Source organism: Streptomyces siamensis (genome assembly GCF_039543605.1).
In the GTDB taxonomy this organism is placed as follows: Bacteria; Actinomycetota; Actinomycetes; order Streptomycetales; family Streptomycetaceae; genus Streptomyces; species Streptomyces siamensis.
In genome coordinates this window covers 69,281-87,407 of the sequence record NZ_BAABKB010000076.1, presented here as the reverse complement: position 1 = coordinate 87,407, position 18,127 = coordinate 69,281, and the positions used below count along the sequence as shown (strand labels likewise).

The window sequence follows — 18,127 nt, the reverse complement described above, 5'->3', positions numbered from 1 at the left end:
CGGCCTGAACGGGCCCGCCCCCGGGTGCCGGGCGGGCTTCCCCGCCCGGCCGGCACCGGCGTCGCGGGGCCCGGGGCGAAGACCCCTCAGTCCCGCGACAGCGTGATCGCGCGATCGACGGCCTGGAGCAGCCGGTTGACCGTCGCCCGGTCCCGGACGGCGATCCGGAGCCAGTCCTCGTCCAGCCCGGGAAACGTGTCGCCGCGCCGCACCGCGAACCCGAGGTCGCGCAGATGCCGGCGCACCGCGGCCGCCCGTGGAAGACGGACCAGCACGAACGGCCCCTCCGACGGCTCCACGACGTGCAGCCCGTCGGAGCCGAACTCCCGGAGACCGGCCACGAGATGGGCGCGGTCCGCGGCGATCCGGTGCGCCGCGTGCGCGGCCTCCGCGAGCGCCTGGGAGGACACACAGGCCTCGGCGGCGGCGAGCGCGGGCGTGGACACGGGCCACAGGGGCTGGGCCCGCTCCAGCTCCTCGACCGTCCCGGGATCGGCGAGCAGGTACCCGATGCGCAGCCCGGCCAGTCCCCACGTCTTAGTGAGACTGCGCAGCACGACCAGCCCGGGGACGTCCGTGCGGCCGGCCAGCGCCTCCCGCTCCCCGGGCACCGCGTCCATGAACGCCTCGTCGACGACCAGCACCCGCCCGGGCCTGGCGAGCCGCGCGATCGACGCGGCCGGGTGCAGCACCGAGGTCGGGTTGGTCGGATTGCCGATCACGACGAGGTCCGCGTCCTCGGGCACGGCCGCAGGATCCAGCCGGAAACCGTCCTCGGCCCGCAGCAGGACCCGGTCGACGCAGTGCCCGGCGTCCCGCAACGCGGCCTCCGGCTCCGTGAACTGCGGATGCACGACCACCGGCCGGCGCACCTTCAGGGCGCGCGCGAGCAGCACGAACGCCTCGGCGGCCCCGGCGGTCAGCAGCACCCGCTCCACCGGGAGCATGTGCCGCGCGGCCACCGCGGCCCGCGCCGCCCGCCCGTCCGGATAGGCCGCCAGCCCGGTCAGCGACGCGGCGATCCGCTCGCGCAGCCACGGGGGAGGCGTGCCGGCGCGGACGTTCACGGCGAGATCGGTGAGGGCGGAGCCGTCGTCGCGCACCTCGGCGTCACCGTGGTGACGCAGGTCGTGGCCGCCGCGCGCGCCCGCAGCGTCCGCCGCGGGCGCGTCCACGCGGCCCGCACCGCCGCCGTGCCCGCCGTCAGTGCGCATGCGAGTGCGAGTGCGAGTGGCCGCCGTGGTGGTGACCGTCGTCGTCCGGGTGGAAGTGCGGCTGCTGGGGGAGCCCCACCTTGTCCTCGAACCCGGGCATCGCGATCCGGTACACGCAGGAGTCGCAGTTCATCCGCAGATCGCCCCTGACCGCCTCCTCGTACCGCTCCATGACGAGGTCGAGCAACTCCGGCTCGGGGCCGATGACATCGGCGGAGCGCACCTCGACGTCCGGGTGCGCGGCGGCCCAGCCCTCGGTCTGCTGCCGTACCCGGTCGGGGAGGATGCCGGTGAACAGGAAGTAGGGGAGCACGACGATCCGGCGGGCGCCCAGCTTCACGCACCGGTCGAGCCCGGACGGCACGTCCGGTGCCGCCAGCGACACGAACGCCGTCTCGACCCCCGCGTATCCGCGGCCCTCCCACAGCAGCCGGGCCGCCTTGTGCACCTCGGCGTTGGCGTCCGGGTCGGTGGAACCGCGTCCCACGAGCAGCACGGTCACGTCGGCACGGTCCTCGGGCGTCCGCGCCGTCCCGCCGAGCGCCTCGTCGAGCCGCCGTTCCAGGACGGCGAGCAGCGACGGGTGCGGGCCCAGCGGGCGCCCGTACGTGTACGAGATGCCGGGGTGCCGCTCCTTCTCGCGGGCGAGCGCCGCCGGGATGTCGCCCTTGGCGTGCCCGGCGGACACCAGCATCAGCGGTACGGCCGCGAAGCGCCGCACGCCCCGTCCGACGAGCTCGGCGACGGCCTCGCCGAGCGGCGGCGGCGACAGCTCGATGAACCCGCCCGCGACGGGCAGGTCGGGGTGGCGGCGGCCCAACTCCCGTACGAAGTCGCGGAAGGCCTCGGCTCCGGCCTCGTCCCGGGTGCCGTGTCCGGCGATGAGCAGGGCGGGGGCAGGGGTGGTCACGATGTCTCCTTGGCGGATTGTGAAGCCTCGGTGGCCTGTGGAACGGGGTGGTACGGCGGGACGCCGGCTGCGGCGGTGACCGCCGGCCGGAGCCCGCCGGACACGGTGCGGGCGGCGGTCGGGCCGCTCGCGACGTGCGGTTCGGATGCGGGGACGCCGGGCCGGCGGGCGCGCGGCCGCCGGCGGGACGCCCGCCCGACGGGCCGCGCCGGGCGGTCCGGTCCGTCGGTCCGCGGGGTCCGCGGGGAGCGCGGGCTCATCCGGCCGTCTCCTGCCAGCGGTAGCCACGCGGCGTCACCATGCGCCCGGCGATGTCACGGGTCGCCGTGTTCCCCACGGTGACCACGGTCATCATGTCCACCGTCGCCGGGTCGAGCGCCGAAAGGCTGGTCAGCCGGCTCGACTCGTCCGGACGCGACGCGTTGCGCACGACACCCACCGGTGTCCGCGGCTCCCGGTGCTCGGCGAGGATCGCCAGCGCCTTCGGGAGCTGCCAGTCGCGGCCCCTGCTGCGGGGGTTGTAGAAGGTCACCACGATGTCGGCCTCGGCGGCGGCCCGCACCCGGCGCTCGATGACCTCCCAGGGCGTGTGCAGGTCGGAGAGGCTGATCGACACGTGGTCGTGGCCGAGCGGGGCACCCAGGATGGCTCCCGCCGCCAGCGCCGCCGTCACCCCGGGCACCCCGACCACGTCGATGTCGTCGGACGCCTCGGCCAGCGCGGGCGACGCCATCGCGTACACGCCCGCGTCGCCGCTGCCGATCAGGGCGACCGCCTGCCCGCGCCGGGCCTCGGCCACCGCCGTCCGCGCCCGCTCCTCCTCCGCGCCGAGCCCCGACTCCAGGACCCGGGTGCCCGGACGCAGCAGATCGCGGATCTGGTCGACGTACTGGTCGAGCCCGACGAGCACCGACGCACGCCGCAGTTCCTCCTTGGCGCGCGGGGTGAGCAGGTCGCGGGCACCCGGTCCGAGACCGACGACCGCGAGCCGGCCGCGGGCCACCCGCCGCACGACCGCGCAGGTCGCCATCGCGGGCCGCCCGTCCGCGCGCTGCGACTTGCGCTTGGGGACGAGGAGTTCGCCACCGCCGACGAGAGCGGCGGCCTCCGCGACCGAGGGGGTGCCGACGGCGGCGAGCGGTGCGCCCGACGGGTTCGGCACGTCCACGCGCGCCAGTTCGTCCGCGGCGTACGTCACCAGCGGCACCCCGAGGCGCTCGGCGGCCCCGACGATGCCGGGCTCACCCGCCTTGGCGTCCACGGTGGCGAGTTCGCCCACCGACCGCACGGACAGCCCGGCCTCCCGCAGGGCGTCCTCGACGAGCCCCAGCACCTCGTCGACGGGCGCGCCGCTGGAGGCGCCGACGCCCACGACGAGCGACGGCGGACGCAGCACGACCTCCCGGTCGGCGGCCGGCGCGAGCCGGTCGGTGACCCGGATCGTGCACACGCCCTCGTCCGTGACCGGCAGCGGGGGCAGCGGCCACGCCAGCTCGGCCGACAGCCCGACGGGCTCACCGTCCAGCAGGGCGCGGGTGACACCGGCGACGTCCCCCTCCACGGGGAAGCCGAGGGTGTCCAGGCCGGGGACGCCCACCGCGTCGGTCGCCGTGGTCACCACGGGCGCGGCGCCGAGCACCTCGCCGACCTCGCGGGCCAGTTCGTTCGCCCCGCCGCCGTGACCGCCGACGAGGGACACCGCGAAGCGCCCCGCCTCGTCGACGCACACGATCCCCGGGTCCGACGTCTTGTCGCCCAGCAGCGGTGCGACGAGCCGTACGACCGCGCCGGTGGCGAGGAAGCACACGAGCTGGTCGCACTCCGCGAACGCCCGCCGCACGGCGTCGGCGACGGACCCGTCGTACACCCGCGTACGGGAGGGCCAGGCCGCGGCCAGCCGGTCACGCGCCGCCGCGCCGGCCGCCGTGGCGGAAATCAGGCCGATCACTGGGGGACTCCTTCGATACGGGCCGGGGGCCTGACACCCCACAGCAGGAAGACGGGGTTGGTGGCGGCGAGCCGGTCGACACCGCCGGGCAGCGGCGCCAGCCGCGACGACTGCAACAGCACCCCGTCGCAGTCCAACCCGGCGGCGACGAGCGCGTCGCGGGCCGCCGGCACGCGGTCCAGCGCGGCCATGGCCACCACCACGGCACGCCGGGCCCGCCGCGCGCAGGCCGTGACGATGGCGGGCAGTTCTCGTCCGCCGCCGCCGATGAACACGGCGTCCGGATCGTCCAGGTCGGACAGCACCGTGGGCGCCGCCCCGTGCACGACGCGTACGTCCACGCCGTGCGCCTGCGCGTTGGCGCGGATCCGCTCGACGCCGTCCACGGTCTTCTCGACCGCGGCGACCGCGGCGCCGAACCGCGCGCACTCGACGGCGACGGACCCGGATCCTGCGCCGACGTCCCAGACCAGCTCGCCGGGGCGCGGACCGAGCCGGGCCAGCGCGAGCGCCCGCACCTCGAACTTGCTGATCATCGAGTCGCGATGGGCGAACTCGCTCTCGTCCAGGGCCCATCGGTCGGGCCCCGGCCGGGGCCCGGCGACGGTCCGCACCGGGCCGAGGGCGCGCGCCTCGTCCAGGCACAGCACGACGCTCACCGCCGTCCCCCAGTCACGGGCGGCGGCCTCGGCGGGCGTCACCCGCTCCACGCGTTCGCGGCCGGGGTCACCGAGGGCGCTCGCCACGACGAGGACACGTGTCCCGCAGCGGTGCGCGAGGGCCGCGCCCAGTTCGGCGGGACCGGAGCCCGGGCCGGTCAGCACGGCCACCTTCGGATGGGCGCGGCACATGTTCACGGCGGTGCGCAGATCACGTCCGTGCGCGCTCACCACCACCGCGTCGTCCCAGGGCACTCCGAGCCGGGCGAACGCGGTCGCGACGGACGAGACTCCGGGGTGCACGTCCAGCCGGTCCGGCCCGAACCGCCCGGCCAGCGCCCGTACGATCCCGAAGAACCCCGGGTCGCCGGAGGCGAGCACCACGACCCCGTCGCCGCGCGCGCCGTCCGGCCCCGCCCCGTCCGGCCGCGCGGACCCCGCCGCCCGCTCCACGGAGCGTTTCTCCACGTACTGCTCGATCGCGTCCAGCGCGGGCGCCAGCGGCCCGAGGACGATCCGCTCCACCGCGTCCGGCAGCCCTGCCGCCGCCAGATGACGGCGGCCGCCCACCACCAGCCCGGCCCCGGCGAGCGCGGCCGCGGCGTCCGGGGGCAACGGCGCCCCCGTCCCCGTACCGACGACGGTGATCACGACGAACCGCTCTTCCGTGCCGCGCGCAGCTCCGCGCGCGCCTGCGGGTCGGCCTTGCGGAAGCCGTGGAAGTGACCGGGGTGGTAGAGGTGCGAGCGGGTGCCGCTCGCGTCGAGCGCCGGACCGACCAGGAACAGCGTGTGCTTCCACAGCTTGTGCTCCTTGACGGTCTCCTCCAGGGTGCCGATGGTGCACCTGACGACCAGCTCCTCGGGCCAGGTCGCCTGGTAGGCGACCACGACCGGCGTGGACGTCGGATAGCCGCCCTCCAGCAGCTCCCGGACGAGCTGCCCGCTGCGCGCGGCCGACAGGAACAACGCCATCGTCGTCCCGTGCCGGGCGAACTCCCGCACCTCCTCCCCGGGCGGCATCGGCGTCTTGCCGCCGCCGAGCCTGGTGAGGATCACGGACTGCGCGACCTCGGGGATCGTCAGCTCGCGCTGAGCGAGCGCGGCGACCGCGGAGAAGGAGGAGACGCCGGGCACGATCTCCGTCTCGATCCCGATGGCGGCACACCGGTCGACCTGCTCCTGCGTGCCGCCCCAGAGCGCCGGGTCGCCGGAGTGGATCCGGGCCACCCGCAGCCCCCGCACCGCGGCCCGCTCGTACACGGCGACGACGTCCTCCAGGGACATCGTCGCGGAGTCCAGGATCTCCGCCCCCTCCCGCGCGTGGTCGAGGACCTCGGCCTGCACCAGGCTGGCCGCCCAGATCACGACGTCCGCCTCGGCGATGGCGCGCGCGGCGCGGAACGTCAGCAGGTCGGCGGCGCCGGGGCCGGCACCGACGAACGTCACCTTGCCGGTGGGGGCTTCGGCCATGGGAATCGGTCCTCTCCTACACAGTGCGAGTACTACGGCTGCGGGCACCGCGGATGCGGTGATCGCGAAAAGTCAGCGGATGATCCGCCGTCGGACGTGCGCGAACGGGGGTTGATCGGATAGCAAGGGCGTATGGCGGTCCTCGTAGCGCTCGGCGCGTTCCTGATGACGCTGGCCGGCGGCTGGACGGCACAGCGTGTGACCGACCGCCGCCACCTGGTCCTCGGCCTGGCCGGCGGGCTGATGCTCGGCGTGGTCGGCCTGGACCTGCTGCCCGAGGCGCTCCAGGCGGCGGGCGAGGAGGTCTTCGGCGTACCGGCCGCGCTGCTGCTGTTCGTCGCGGGATTCCTGCTGGCGCACCTGGTGGAGCGGCTGCTGGCGCATCGCCAGGCCGCGCACGGCGGCGAGGAGGACGGCGGACGCGCGCCCGAGGTGGGCCTGACGGCCGCCGCGGCGATGGTCGGCCACAGCGCGATGGACGGCGTCGCGATCGGCGCGGCCTTCCAGGTCGGCGGCGGGATGGGTCTCGCGGTCGCCCTCGCGGTGGTCGCGCACGACTTCGCGGACGGCTTCAACACGTACACGATCACAAGCCTGTACGGGAACGCCCGCCACAAGGCGATCATGATGCTCGTCGCGGACGCCTGCGCCCCCGTGGTCGGCGCGGCCTCCACGCTCTTCTTCACCATCCCGGAGCAGGCGCTCGGCTGCTATCTCGGGCTCTTCGGCGGAGTCCTGCTGTATCTCGCCGCCGCGGAGATCCTCCCCGAGGCGCACCACGAGCACCCGGCCCGCTCGACCCTGCTGTGCACGGTCGCGGGCGTGGGCTTCATCTGGCTGGTGGTCGGCATCGCGGGCTGAGCCCGGGCGGTTCACAGCTTTCCGCCTCGGGTGCCGTCACGTCGCGCGGGCGCGATGAGCGTCGACAGGTAGGGGAGGGCGGCGCCGTCCAGTTCGGCCGCGGAGCGGATCGACTCGCCCTCCAGGCCGAGCGCGGAACCCCACACGGCGTCGTCGATCCGGCCGGTCTCCCGCAGCGCCTCGGCCACCTCCCGCGCCTGCCGCCCGAACTTGTACGCGACCACGGTGCCCGGTCCGCCGAGGGCGTCCTTCAGCACGGTGGCCCCCGCGGTCACCGGGACCAGCACCAGCGGTTCGGTCCCCTCGGTCAGCACCGCGCCCGACCGTGCGGCGAGGTCCTGCATGGCGGTGATCCCGGGCACGGTCTCGATCACCGTCCCCGGCACGAGCTCGCCGATCGTCTGGGCGAGATAGGTGAACGTCGAATACACGTTGGGATCGCCGATGGTCGCGAACGCCACCGTGGCGTGCCGGGTGAGGAGCTCCGCGACCCGCCCGCCGGCGGCGTCCCAGGCAGCCTCGCGGCGTGCCCGGTCGGTCCGCTCGTTGAGCGCGAACACGACCCGTACGACCTTCTCCTCGGGCACGTAGTGCAGCACGGTCGCCTCGGCACGCCCGGGCTCGCCGCCGTCCTGTCCGTCCGGCGCGGCCATGACGGGTACGACCACGACCTCGGCGGCGCGCAGGGCGTTGACACCCTTGACGGTCACCAGCTCGGGGTCACCGGGGCCGACCCCGACTCCGATCAGCTTGCTGCTCATGACGTCAGGCACCTCTCCACGAACCGACGGGCGACACCGGGCTCGGACGCCCAGTGCGTGTGCAGATAACTCGCGTGCACACCTTGTTGTACGAAACCTTCGAGCCGCCGCTCAGGGGCGCGCACACCCCAGGCGGGAGCCGCCCCGGCGCCGGGGTCGACGACGGTCCGGTGGAACTCGTGCCCGCGCATCCGTGTTCCGGCCGCGGCGAGCACACTGTCGGACACGGCGACGGCATCGCGGTAGCCCAGCGTCAGCCGTTCCGTCATGCGTGCCGTGGCGTCGAGCACCCCGCACATGGGCCGCCCGTCGAGCTCACGGCACAGGTACAGCAGCCCGGCGCACTCGGCGGCGACGGGAGCACCGCCCAGCGCCAGCTCCGCGACGGCCTTGCGCAGCGGCTCGTTGGCGGACAGCTCGGCCGCGTACACCTCGGGGAAACCGCCGCCGACGACCAGTCCGGCGGTGCCGTCCGGCAGTTGCTCGTCGTGCAGCGGGTCGAAGGCGACGACCTCTGCGCCCGCGGCGGCCAGCAGCTCACCGTGCTCGGCGTAGGAGAAGGTGAACGCGGCGCCGCCCGCGACGGCGATCCTCGGCCGTGGCCCGTTCGCCGCCCGGGGGCGGGAGCGTCCGGGCAGCCCCGTGGGGTCCGCGGGCCCGGTCTGCGGAGACGGGCCGGGCCAGGGCCGAGGGAGCGGACCGGCCACGGCCTCGGCCGGATCCCACGCGGCGCCCGGCAGTGCCCCGGCGCCCCGCGCCAGCGCGGCCAGGGCCTCCAGCTCGCACCCCTCGGCCACCTGCGCGGCCATGGCCGCCACGGCCTCGACGGCGGCGGCCCGCCGCTCGGCGACGGGCACCAGCCCGAGATGCCGCGACGGCGTGTCCACCCGCGGAGCACGGCGCAGCACACCGAGCACGGGCACGCCCGCCGAGTCCAGCGCGTCACGCAGCAACGCCTCGTGCCGGTCGGAGCCGACCTTGTTCAGGACGACCCCGGCGACCCGCACCTCGGGGTCCCAGGACGCGAAACCGTGCACCAGCGCGGCCACCGACCGCGACTGCGACGAGGCGTCCACGACGAGCACGACCGGCGCCCGGAGCAGTTTCGCGACGTGCGCGGTGGACGCCAGTTCGCCCTCCCCGGCGGCCCCGTCGTACAGACCCATCACGCCCTCGACGACCGCCAGGTCGCAGCCGCGCGCACCGTGCGCGAACAACGGCGCGACGAGCTCCGGCCCGCACAGGTACGCGTCGAGATTCCGTCCCACGCGCCCGGTGGCGAGCGCGTGATACCCGGGATCGATGTAGTCCGGCCCCACCTTGTGCGGGGACACGGCGAGCCCCCGCGCGGCGAACGCCGCCATCAGCCCCGTGGCAACGGTGGTCTTGCCGCTGCCCGAGGAGGGCGCGGCGACGACCAGCCGGGGGACGGACCTCACCACTCGATGCCCCTCTGGCCCTTCTGACCGGCGTCCATGGGGTGCTTCACCTTGGACATGTCGGTCACCAGGTCCGCGAGGTCCACGAGCTTCTCCGGCGCGTTCCGCCCGGTGATCACCACGTGCTGGGTCCCCGGCCGGTTGCGGAGCACGTCGACGACCTCGTCGGTGTCGACCCAGCCCCAGTGCATCGGATACGCGAACTCGTCGAGCACGTACAGCCGGTACGTCTCGGCGGCCAGGTCCCGCTTGACCTGCTCCCAGCCCTCCCGGGCCTTCTCCTCGTTGTCCAGCTGCTCGTCGCGCTGGACCCACGACCAGCCCTCGCCCATCTTGTGCCAGTCGACGGTTCCGCCCTCGCCGGAGGCGCCGAGCACCTTGAGCGCGTTCTCCTCGCCGACCTTCCACTTCGCCGACTTGACGAACTGGAACACCCCGATGGGCCACCCCTGGTTCCAGGCGCGCAGCGCGAGCCCGAACGCGGCCGTGGACTTGCCCTTGCCGACGCCCGTGTGCACCACGACCAGCGGACGATTGCGCCGCTGACGTGTCGTCAGACCGTCGTCCGGCACCACGCTCGGCTGTCCCTGCGGCATTACGCGGCCCTCCTGTCGCCCTGAACTTCCCTGACCAGCCCGGCGATCGAGTCCGCCCGCAGCTCGTCCAGCGTCACCGCCGTACCGGCCAGCTCACCCGCGAGCTGCCCGGCGAGACCCAGCCGTACCGGCCCCGTCTCGCAGTCGACGACCACGGACGCGATCTTGTCCGCCGCGAACAGCCGCGCCGCGCGCCCCGCGAGCGCGACCGGCTCCGTCCCACCCGTCGCCCGGCCGGCACCGCGGCCCGAGGCGCTTCGCGCCGCCCCTCCGTCCGTGGCCCGTCCGTCCGTCACCAGGACGACCAGCGGCCGTCGTGCCGCGTCCCGCAGCCGCTCGACCCGCAGCACCTCGTGCGCCCTGAGCAGCCCCGCGGCGAGCGGCGTACGCCCGCCGGTGGGCAGCGACTCCAGCCGCGCCGCCGCCGCGTCCACCGACGACGTGGGCGGCAGCGCCACCTCGGCGGCCGACCCGCGGAAGGTCACCAGCCCCACCTTGTCCCGCCGCTGGTACGCGTCGAGGAGCAGCGACAGCACGGCACCCTTCACCGCGCTCATCCGCTGCCGGGCCGCCATCGAACCGGAGGCGTCCACCACGAAGAGGACGAGGTTCCCCTCGCGGCCCTCCCGCGTCGCCTGCCGCAGATCGTCGCGCCGGACGACCAGACCGCGCCCGGACCGCCCGCGCGCCCGCTGGTGCGGCGCCGCCGCCCGTACGGTCGCCGCCAGATGCAGCTTGGTCAGGGCGCCCCGGGGCCGCCGTGACCCGGTCGTGCGGCCGTGCTCGGTCCGCGCGCGCGACCGCCGCCCGGCCGCGCCCTCGCCGAGCCCGGGAACGCTCAGCATCTTCGTGCGGAACGGCTCCGCGGCCCGCACCGGCGACCGCTCGCCCGCACCGGAGGCCTGCGGCTCCCCGCCCTCCCCGGACTCGGGCCGGGCGGCCGTGTCGCCGCCGGCCGGACCCTCGTCGGGTGCGGGCTGCCCACCGCCACCGGGTCCGTCCGGCCCGGGGTCCGGATCGTCGTCGCCCCGGTCCGTGTCCTGACCGCCGAACTCCTCCAGCGTCTCGTCGAGCTTGTCCTCGTCCAGCCCGGGCGCGTCGAACGGGTTGCGGCGCCGGCGGTGCGGCAGCGCCAGCAGCGCCGCCTGGCGCACGTCCTCGGCGAGCACCTCGGTGCGCCCCGCCCACGCGGCGAGCGCGGTCGCGGTCCGCGCCATGACGATGTCGGCCCGCATGCCGTCCACCTCGAAGGCCGCGCAGGTCGCCGCGATCTGCCGCAGCGCCCCGTCGCCGAGCCGCACCGACGGCAGCAGGGCGCGCGCGGCCACGATCCGGGCCCGCACCGCGGCCTCCTCGTCGGCCCAGCGCGCGGCGAAGGCCTCCGGGTCGTCGTCGTGGGCGAGCCTGCGCCGGACGACCTCGACGCGCTGGTCGGGCTCCCGGGACGCCGCGACCTCGACGGTCAGCCCGAACCGGTCGAGCAACTGCGGCCGCAGCTCGCCCTCTTCCGGGTTCATCGTCCCGACCAGCAGGAAGCGGGCCGCGTGCCGCACCGAGACGCCCTCGCGCTCCACGTACGAGGCGCCCATCGCCGCCGCGTCCAGCAGCAGGTCGACCAGATGGTCGTGGAGGAGATTGACCTCGTCGACGTACAGGATGCCGCGGTGCGCATCGGCCAGCAGGCCAGGCTCGAAGGCCTTCACGCCCTCGGCGAGCGCCCGCTCGATGTCGAGCGCGCCGACCAGCCGGTCCTCGGAGGCGCCGACCGGCAGCTCCACCATGCGCGCCGGACGCGACTCGGACGCCCCCGACCCGTGGGGTCCGTCCGGGCACGCCGGGTCGGGTGCCGCCGGGTCGCAGGAGAACCGGCATCCGGAGACGACGTCCACCACCGGCATCAGGGCCGAAAGCGCGCGCACGGCGGTGGACTTGGCGGTGCCCTTCTCGCCGCGCACCAGCACGCCGCCCACCGCGGGCGACACGGCGTTCAACAGCAGCGCGAGCCGCAGGTCGTCCTGGCCGACGACGGCCGTGAACGGGAACGGGGTACTCACTTCTCGTCGCCCTCCAAGTCGCCTTCGAGCTCCAGATAGGTGGCGCGCAGCTCTTCGATCGTGTCGGCGTCCGGCTCGGCCCAAAGCCCGCGGTCGGCGGCCTCCAGGAGCCGTTCGGTGATGCCGCGCAGCGCCCACGGGTTGGACTTCTTCATGAAGTCCCGGTTCTCGGCGTCGAAGACGTACTCCGCGCTGAGCTTCTCGTACATCCAGTCGTCCACGACCCCGGCGGTGGCGTCGTAGCCGAAGAGGTAGTCGACCGTCGCCGCCATCTCGAAGGCGCCCTTGTAGCCGTGACGGCGCATCGCCGCCATCCAGCGCGGGTTGACCACCCGGGCGCGGAAGACGCGGTGCGTCTCCTCGCCGAGCGTACGGGTCTTCACCTGGTCCGGGACGGCCGAGTCGCCGACGTACGCCTCGGGGGAGGCTCCCGTCAGATGCCGCACCATGGCGACCATGCCGCCGTGGTACTGGAAGTAGTCGTCGGCGTCCACGAGGTCGTGCTCGCGGGTGTCGACGTTCTTCGCGGCCACCGCGATCCTCCGGAACGCGGTCTCCATGTCCCCGCGCGCCGCCCGCCCGTCGAGCCCGCGCCCGTACGCGTAACCGCCCCACACCGCGTACACCTCGGCGAGGTCGGCGTCGGAGCGCCAGTTGCGGGCGTCGATCAGCGGCAGCAGACCGGCGCCGTACGCGCCCGGCTTGGAGCCGAAGACCCGGGCGGTCGCCCGCCGCCGGTCGCCGTGCTCGGCGGTGTCCTCGTCCGCGTGCGCCTTCACGAAGTTCTGCTCGGCGGACTCGTCCAGCTCGGCCACCGCCCGCACCGCGTCGTCGATCAGCCCGACGACGTGCGGGAACGCGTCCCGGAAGAAGCCGGAGATACGGACCGTCACGTCGATGCGTGGTCGGCCGAGCTCCTCCAGGGGCACGATCTCGAAGCCGGTGACCCGGCGCGAGGCGTCGTCCCAGACCGGACGGCAGCCCAGCAGCGCGAGGATCTCCGCGATGTCGTCGCCCTGGGTGCGCATCGCCGAGGTGCCCCACACGGTGAGTCCGACGGAGGTCGGGTACGCGCCCGTGTCCTGGAGGTAGCGCTGCACGAGGGAGTCCGCGAGGGACTGCCCGACCTCCCAGCTCAGCCTCGACGGGATCGCCTTGGGGTCGACGGAGTAGAAGTTCCGGCCCGTCGGAAGGACGTTGACCAGTCCGCGCGTCGGCGAACCCGAGGGCCCCGCCGGCACGTACCCCCCGTCCAGCGCCTTGAGGATGTGGCCGATCTCGTCCGTCGTCCGGGCGAGCCGCGGCACCACCTCACGACAGGCGAACTCCAGCACGGCCACCGCGTCGGGCAGTTCGGTGCCGAGGACCTCCCGGACGAGGCGCGGGACCTCGGCGACCGCCCAGCCGCGCTCCTCCATGCCCTCCGCGATCCGCCGGCACAGCTGCTCCAGCAGGTCGATCGCGTCGGCTCCCGTCCGGGAGGGCCCGGCGACGAGGGCGGTCAGCCCGTCCGGCACCTTGACCGGCGCGCCCGGCTCGGCGAGCAACTCCTTCTCGACCAGGCCGAAGTGGGCGGCCAGGCAGGCCCGCAGACCCGGCAGGGCGTTCGCCGTGCCGCCCCACACCTGCGAGGCGCGCAGCACCGCCAGCACCAGGTTCACGCGCGGCTCGGCCTCGGGACCGCCACCGAGGACGTGCAGGCCGTCCCGGATCTGCACGTCCTTGATCTCGCACAGATAGCCGTCGATGTGCATGACGAACTCGTCGAAGTCGTCGTCGCCCGGCTGCTCGTCGACGTGCAGGTCGTGGTGCAGCTCGGCCGCCTTGACCAGCGTCCAGATCTGCGCGCGCACCGCCGGGGCCTTCGTCGGGTCCAGGTCGGAGACGAGCGCGTACTCGTCGAGCAGCTGCTCCAGCTTGGCCAGGTCGCCGTAGGTGTCCGCGCGCGCCATCGGCGGCACGAGGTGGTCGACGACGGTGGCGTGCCCGCGGCGCTTGGCCTGGGTGCCCTCGCCGGGGTCGTTGACGATGAACGGGTAGATCAGCGGCAGCTCGCCGAGCACGGCGTCCGGCGCGCAACCCCCGCTGAGGCCGAGGCCCTTGCCCGGCAGCCACTCCATCGTGCCGTGCTTGCCCATGTGGACGACCGCGTCGGCGCCGAAACTGTTCTCCAGCCACCGGTAGGCCGCCATGTAGTGGTGGGAGGGCGGCATGTCGGGGTCGTGGTAGATCGCGATGGGGTTCTCGCCGAAGCCGCGCGGCGGCTGGATCATCACGACGACGTTCCCGAACTGCAGGGAGGCGAGCACGATCTCGTCCCCGTCGACGTACAGGCTGCCCGGCGGCTCGCCCCACGCCTCCAGCATGGCGTCCCGCAGCCCCGGGTCGAGCTCGTCGAACCAGGCCCGGTAGTCGGCGAGCGGCACCCGCGCGGGAGCGGCGGCCAGCTGGTCCTCGGTGAGCCATTCGACGTCGTGGCCGCCCGCCTCGATCAGCCGGTGGATCAACTCGTCGCCGTTGTCGGGGTATTCGGTCAGGGAGTACCCGGCGCCCCTGAGCGCGTCCAGGACCCGTACCGCCGAGGCGGGCGTGTCCAGGCCGACCGCGTTGCCGACCCGCGAGTGCTTGGTCGGGTAGGCGGTGAAGACCAGCGCGAGCTTCTTGTCCTCGTTCGGCTTGTGCCTGAGCCGGGCGTGCCGCACCGCGATCCCGGCGACCCGCGCCGCCCGCTCGGGGTCGGCGACGTACACCGGGACGTCGTCCGGGCCCTGCTCCTTGAAGGAGAACGGCACCGTGATCAGCCGCCCGTCGAACTCCGGGATGGCGACCTGCATCGCCGCGTCCATGGGGGACAGGGCGGCGTCCGAGGCGTCCCAGGCGCTCCGCGAGGAGGTCAGGCACAGGCCCTGGAGGACGGGCACGTCCAGGTCGGCGAGCGCGCCGATGTCCCACGCCTCCTCGTCGCCGCCCGCAGACGCCTGCGAGGCGTGCGTGCCGCCCGCCGCGAGCACGGTGGCGACCAGCGCGTCGGCCCTGCCGAGGATCTCGTACAGGCCCGGGTCCGCGCCGCGCAGCGAACCGCAGAACACCGGCAGCGCGTTGGCGCCCCGCGCCTCGATCGCGTCGCACAGCGTGTCCACGAACGCGGTGTTCCCGGACAGCTCGTGGGCCCGGTAGAACAGCACGCCGACCGTGGGACGGCCCTCGGCGACCACGCGTTCACCGTGCACACCGAACTCGGCCGTCCGGTGCGGCTCCTCGAAGCCCTCCCCGGTGAGCAGCACGGTGTCGGAAAGGAACCGCGCCAGTTCGGTGAGGTTGGCCGGGCCGCCCTCCACCAGGTAGCGCAGCGCCTCCGCGACCACACCGGCGGGCACCGACGACTCGGCCATCAACTCGGCGTCGGGCACGGACTCGCCGCCGAGCAGGACGGTCGGTACACCCGACGCCCGCAGCACGGCCAGCCCCTCCTCCCAGGCGCGCTTTCCGCCCAGCAGCCGTACGACGGCGACGTCCGCGCCGTCGAGCAGCGCGGGCAGCTCCGTCACGACGTCCACCCGGGTCGGATTGCCGATCCGGTACGGGGCACCGGAGGCACGGGCCGCCAGCAGATCCGTGTCGGCGGTCGACAACAACAACACTGTGCTCATGCGGGCGCTCCCGGTGGAATGAAAGGCAGTCCTTGCGGCGCGCCCGACTCGATGAGCCGCAACAGCGCGTCCGTGTCCGCGTGTTCCTCGATCAGATCGCCGAGCCGGTCCAGCTGCTCCTCACGCAGCGCCGCGAACGACGTGTCGGCGGCCGGCACGAAGCGGCGGCCCGCGGCGGCGGCCACCTCGCGCAGGAAGGCCCGCCGGAATCCGTCCGACTCCAGCGAGCCGTGCCAGTGGGTGCCCCACACGGAGCCGACCCGGCATCCGTCCAAGAAGGGTTCCCCACCGGTGACATCGGCGACGCCGTGGTGGATCTCGTACCCCTCGACCCGTTCTCCCAGGGCCTCGCCGACCGGTCTGGTCAGCGTCTTCTCGTGCGCGAACCGCACCCGCACCGGGAGCAGTCCGAGCCCGTCGACGTGGCCTGCCCGGCTCTCCACGTCGTCCTCGATGTGCTCGCCGAGCAGCTGGAAGCCGCCGCAGATGCCGAGCGTGGGCCGGCCCTCGGCGGCCCGGCGCAGCAGCGCGTCGGCGAGTCCGCGCTCACGCAGCCACTCCAGCGCCTTCACGGTTCCCCGCGTCCCGGGCACCACGACCAGGTCGGCGTCGGCGAGTTCCTCGGCCCGGTCCACGAACCGCACGACCACGCCCGGTTCGGCGGCCAGCGCGTCGACGTCCGTGAAGTTCGACATGAGCGGCACCGCGCAGACGGCGACCCGCAGAACGTCCGCGCCGACAGGGGCGGTGACCTCCGACTCGCGGACCGCCCCGCGCAGCGACACCCGCAGCCCGTCCTCCTCGTCGATGCCGAGACCGTGCCGGAACGGCAGCACACCGTAGGAGGGCCGCCCGGTGAGGTCCTTCAGCATGTCGAGACCGGGTTCCAGCAGCGACACGTCACCGCGGAACTTGTTGACGAGGAACCCGGCGACGAGCGCCTGGTCCTCGCGCGACAGCAGCGCGACCGTCCCGAAGAAGGAGGCGAACACACCGCCGCGGTCGATGTCGCCGACGACGAGCACGGGCAGCCCCGCATTGCGGGCGATGCCCATGTTCACGATGTCGGTGCGCCGCAGATTGATCTCGGCAGGGCTGCCGGCCCCCTCACAGATCACCGCGTCATACGTGCCCCGCAACTCGGCCAGACAGTCCAGGACCGTGCCGAGGAGCGCCTGTTGGCGACCTCCGTGGTAGCCGCGCGCGCTCATCTCGCCCACGGGCTTGCCCATGAGCACGACCTGACTGCTCCGGTCGCTGCCCGGCTTGAGCAGCACGGGGTTCATGAGCGCGGTCGGCTCGACGCGCGCGGCCTGCGCCTGCATGGCCTGTGCGCGCCCGATCTCGGCGCCCTCACGGGTGACGAACGAGTTGAGGGACATGTTCTGCGCCTTGAACGGCGCGACCTTGACGCCCCGTCGCACCAGCCACCGGCAGATCCCGGCGGTGACGACGCTCTTGCCGGCGTCGGAGGTCGTTCCGGCGATCAGCAGTCCGCCGCTCATGACATGGCCCCTTCGCGCGCTCCGGCATCCATGGCGTACCCCTCCCCGGTCATGCCCCGGCCCCTCTCCGCCGTGCGGCGGCGCGCCCGACGAGCGTCCGTCCGACGGCGCACGCGCCCAGCGCCAGCCAGCCCACGCGACGCGACAGCCGTACGGCCCGTTCGATGTCGGCGACGGCCACCGCACGGCCGTCGCCGTTGAGGACGGGCCGGTGCTCGACCCGGCCCGCGTACGAGAGCGTCCCGCCGAGCCGCACCCCGAGCGCCCCCGCGAACGAGGCCTCCACCGGACCGGCGTTGGGACTCGGATGCTTGCGGGCATCCGTGCGCCAGGCGCGGGCGGCGCTGCGCGGGGCGCCACCGGCGACGGTCGCGAGCACGGCGGTCAGCCGCGCCCCCGGCCAGCCGGCGACGTCGTCGAGCCGCGCTGAAGCCCAGCCGTACCGCCGGTACTTGGGCGACTTGTGCCCGACCATCGCGTCGAGCGTGTTCACGGCGCGGAAGGCGACCAGACCGGGCGCACCGCCGACGGCCCCCCACACCAGGGCTCCCACCACGGCGTCGGAGGTGTTCTCGGCGACGGACTCGACGACGGCCCGCGCGATTCCGTCGGAGTCCAGCGCCTGGGGGTCGCGCCCGCACAGGTGCGGCAGCCGTTCCCGGGCCACCTCCACGTCGCCCGCGGCGAGCGCCGAGCCGATCGCCCGCGCCTCACGGCCGAGTGTGGTGCCGCCGACGACGGCCCAGGTGGCGGCGGCGGTCAGCGCGACGGAGGCGGCGGGGGAGGGCCGGACGGCGCGGCGGGCGAGGGCGGCGAGGGCGGTGGCACCGCCCACGCACACGGCGGTGTGCAGTGCACCCCGGCCGCGGTCGTCCCGCCACAACACCTGTTCCACGGCGCCCGCGGCCCGACCGAACACGGCGACCGGATGCCCCCGGCGAGGATCACCGAGCAGCAGGTCGCCGAGAAGGCCGGCGGCGGCGCCGTACGCGAAGACGCGATCGGCACGCATCGGTTCAGCCGGCCGTCAGGTCGGTCTCAACCGTCGTTCGCGTCCT

Annotated in this window: 13 protein-coding genes; 1 reads left to right on the top strand and 12 read right to left on the bottom strand. The window is 74.6% G+C overall.

Translation table 11 applies throughout. The features are described from left to right. Window positions 1-86: 86 nt before the first annotated feature. The 5 genes from cobC to cobM all read right to left on the bottom strand — a co-directional run bounded on the left by cobC (window position 87) and on the right by cobM (window position 6,203). A complete protein-coding gene (gene cobC, locus ABEB03_RS45265; protein WP_345659000.1) occupies window positions 87-1,214 on the bottom strand; it encodes an Rv2231c family pyridoxal phosphate-dependent protein CobC in 1,128 nt (375 codons plus the stop codon). Then, entirely contained in the window at window positions 1,204-2,124 is a 921-nt protein-coding gene (locus ABEB03_RS45260) for a sirohydrochlorin chelatase (RefSeq protein WP_345658999.1), read from the bottom strand. The genes cobC and ABEB03_RS45260 overlap by 11 nt, the downstream gene beginning before the upstream one ends. A gap of 256 nt (window positions 2,125-2,380) precedes the next feature. Continuing rightward, window positions 2,381-4,072: a precorrin-3B C(17)-methyltransferase gene (gene cobJ / locus ABEB03_RS45255; protein ID WP_345658998.1), complete on the bottom strand. Its 1,692-nt coding sequence runs from the start codon at window positions 4,070-4,072 to the stop codon at window positions 2,381-2,383. Beyond that, the gene (gene cbiE, locus ABEB03_RS45250; RefSeq protein ID WP_345658997.1) at window positions 4,069-5,382 is read right to left on the bottom strand and encodes a precorrin-6y C5,15-methyltransferase (decarboxylating) subunit CbiE; all 1,314 of its coding nucleotides are present in this window, start codon (window positions 5,380-5,382) and stop codon (window positions 4,069-4,071) included. Before cbiE ends, cobJ begins: the two co-directional genes overlap by 4 nt. Beyond that, window positions 5,379-6,203, bottom strand: a complete 825-nt coding sequence (gene cobM / locus ABEB03_RS45245; protein WP_345658995.1) for a precorrin-4 C(11)-methyltransferase — start codon at window positions 6,201-6,203, stop codon at window positions 5,379-5,381. The genes cbiE and cobM overlap by 4 nt, the downstream gene beginning before the upstream one ends. Before the next feature lie 132 nt (window positions 6,204-6,335). Here cobM and ABEB03_RS45240 point away from each other — a divergent pair, with 132 nt between their 5' ends. Beyond that, window positions 6,336-7,064, top strand: a complete 729-nt coding sequence (locus ABEB03_RS45240) for a ZIP family metal transporter (protein WP_095933444.1) — start codon at window positions 6,336-6,338, stop codon at window positions 7,062-7,064. An 11-nt stretch (window positions 7,065-7,075) separates the two neighbouring features. On the opposite strand, the gene cobI is transcribed toward ABEB03_RS45240, so the two are convergent. From cobI to ABEB03_RS45205, 7 genes are read right to left on the bottom strand one after another with little or no spacing between them, the layout of a single operon-like run. Next, complete coding sequence (cobI, locus tag ABEB03_RS45235; RefSeq protein WP_095933443.1) at window positions 7,076-7,825, bottom strand: precorrin-2 C(20)-methyltransferase; 750 nt, start codon at window positions 7,823-7,825, stop codon at window positions 7,076-7,078. After that, window positions 7,822-9,267: a cobyrinate a,c-diamide synthase gene (locus tag ABEB03_RS45230; protein ID WP_345658994.1), complete on the bottom strand. Its 1,446-nt coding sequence runs from the start codon at window positions 9,265-9,267 to the stop codon at window positions 7,822-7,824. Before ABEB03_RS45230 ends, cobI begins: the two co-directional genes overlap by 4 nt. Further along, a complete protein-coding gene (gene cobO, locus ABEB03_RS45225; RefSeq protein ID WP_095933441.1) occupies window positions 9,261-9,860 on the bottom strand; it encodes a cob(I)yrinic acid a,c-diamide adenosyltransferase in 600 nt (199 codons plus the stop codon). Before cobO ends, ABEB03_RS45230 begins: the two co-directional genes overlap by 7 nt. Next, window positions 9,860-11,914 (bottom strand): putative cobaltochelatase, encoded by a 2,055-nt coding sequence (locus ABEB03_RS45220; RefSeq protein ID WP_345658993.1) that lies wholly within the window; start codon window positions 11,912-11,914, stop codon window positions 9,860-9,862. Before ABEB03_RS45220 ends, cobO begins: the two co-directional genes overlap by 1 nt. Next, window positions 11,911-15,564: a cobaltochelatase subunit CobN gene (cobN, locus tag ABEB03_RS45215; protein WP_345658992.1), complete on the bottom strand. Its 3,654-nt coding sequence runs from the start codon at window positions 15,562-15,564 to the stop codon at window positions 11,911-11,913. The genes ABEB03_RS45220 and cobN overlap by 4 nt, the downstream gene beginning before the upstream one ends. Beyond that, window positions 15,561-17,069: a cobyric acid synthase gene (locus ABEB03_RS45210; RefSeq protein WP_345658991.1), complete on the bottom strand. Its 1,509-nt coding sequence runs from the start codon at window positions 17,067-17,069 to the stop codon at window positions 15,561-15,563. Before ABEB03_RS45210 ends, cobN begins: the two co-directional genes overlap by 4 nt. A 49-nt stretch (window positions 17,070-17,118) precedes the next feature. Further along, window positions 17,119-18,081: a cobalamin biosynthesis protein gene (locus tag ABEB03_RS45205; protein ID WP_345658990.1), complete on the bottom strand. Its 963-nt coding sequence runs from the start codon at window positions 18,079-18,081 to the stop codon at window positions 17,119-17,121. Between the last annotated feature and the right edge of the window lie 46 nt (window positions 18,082-18,127).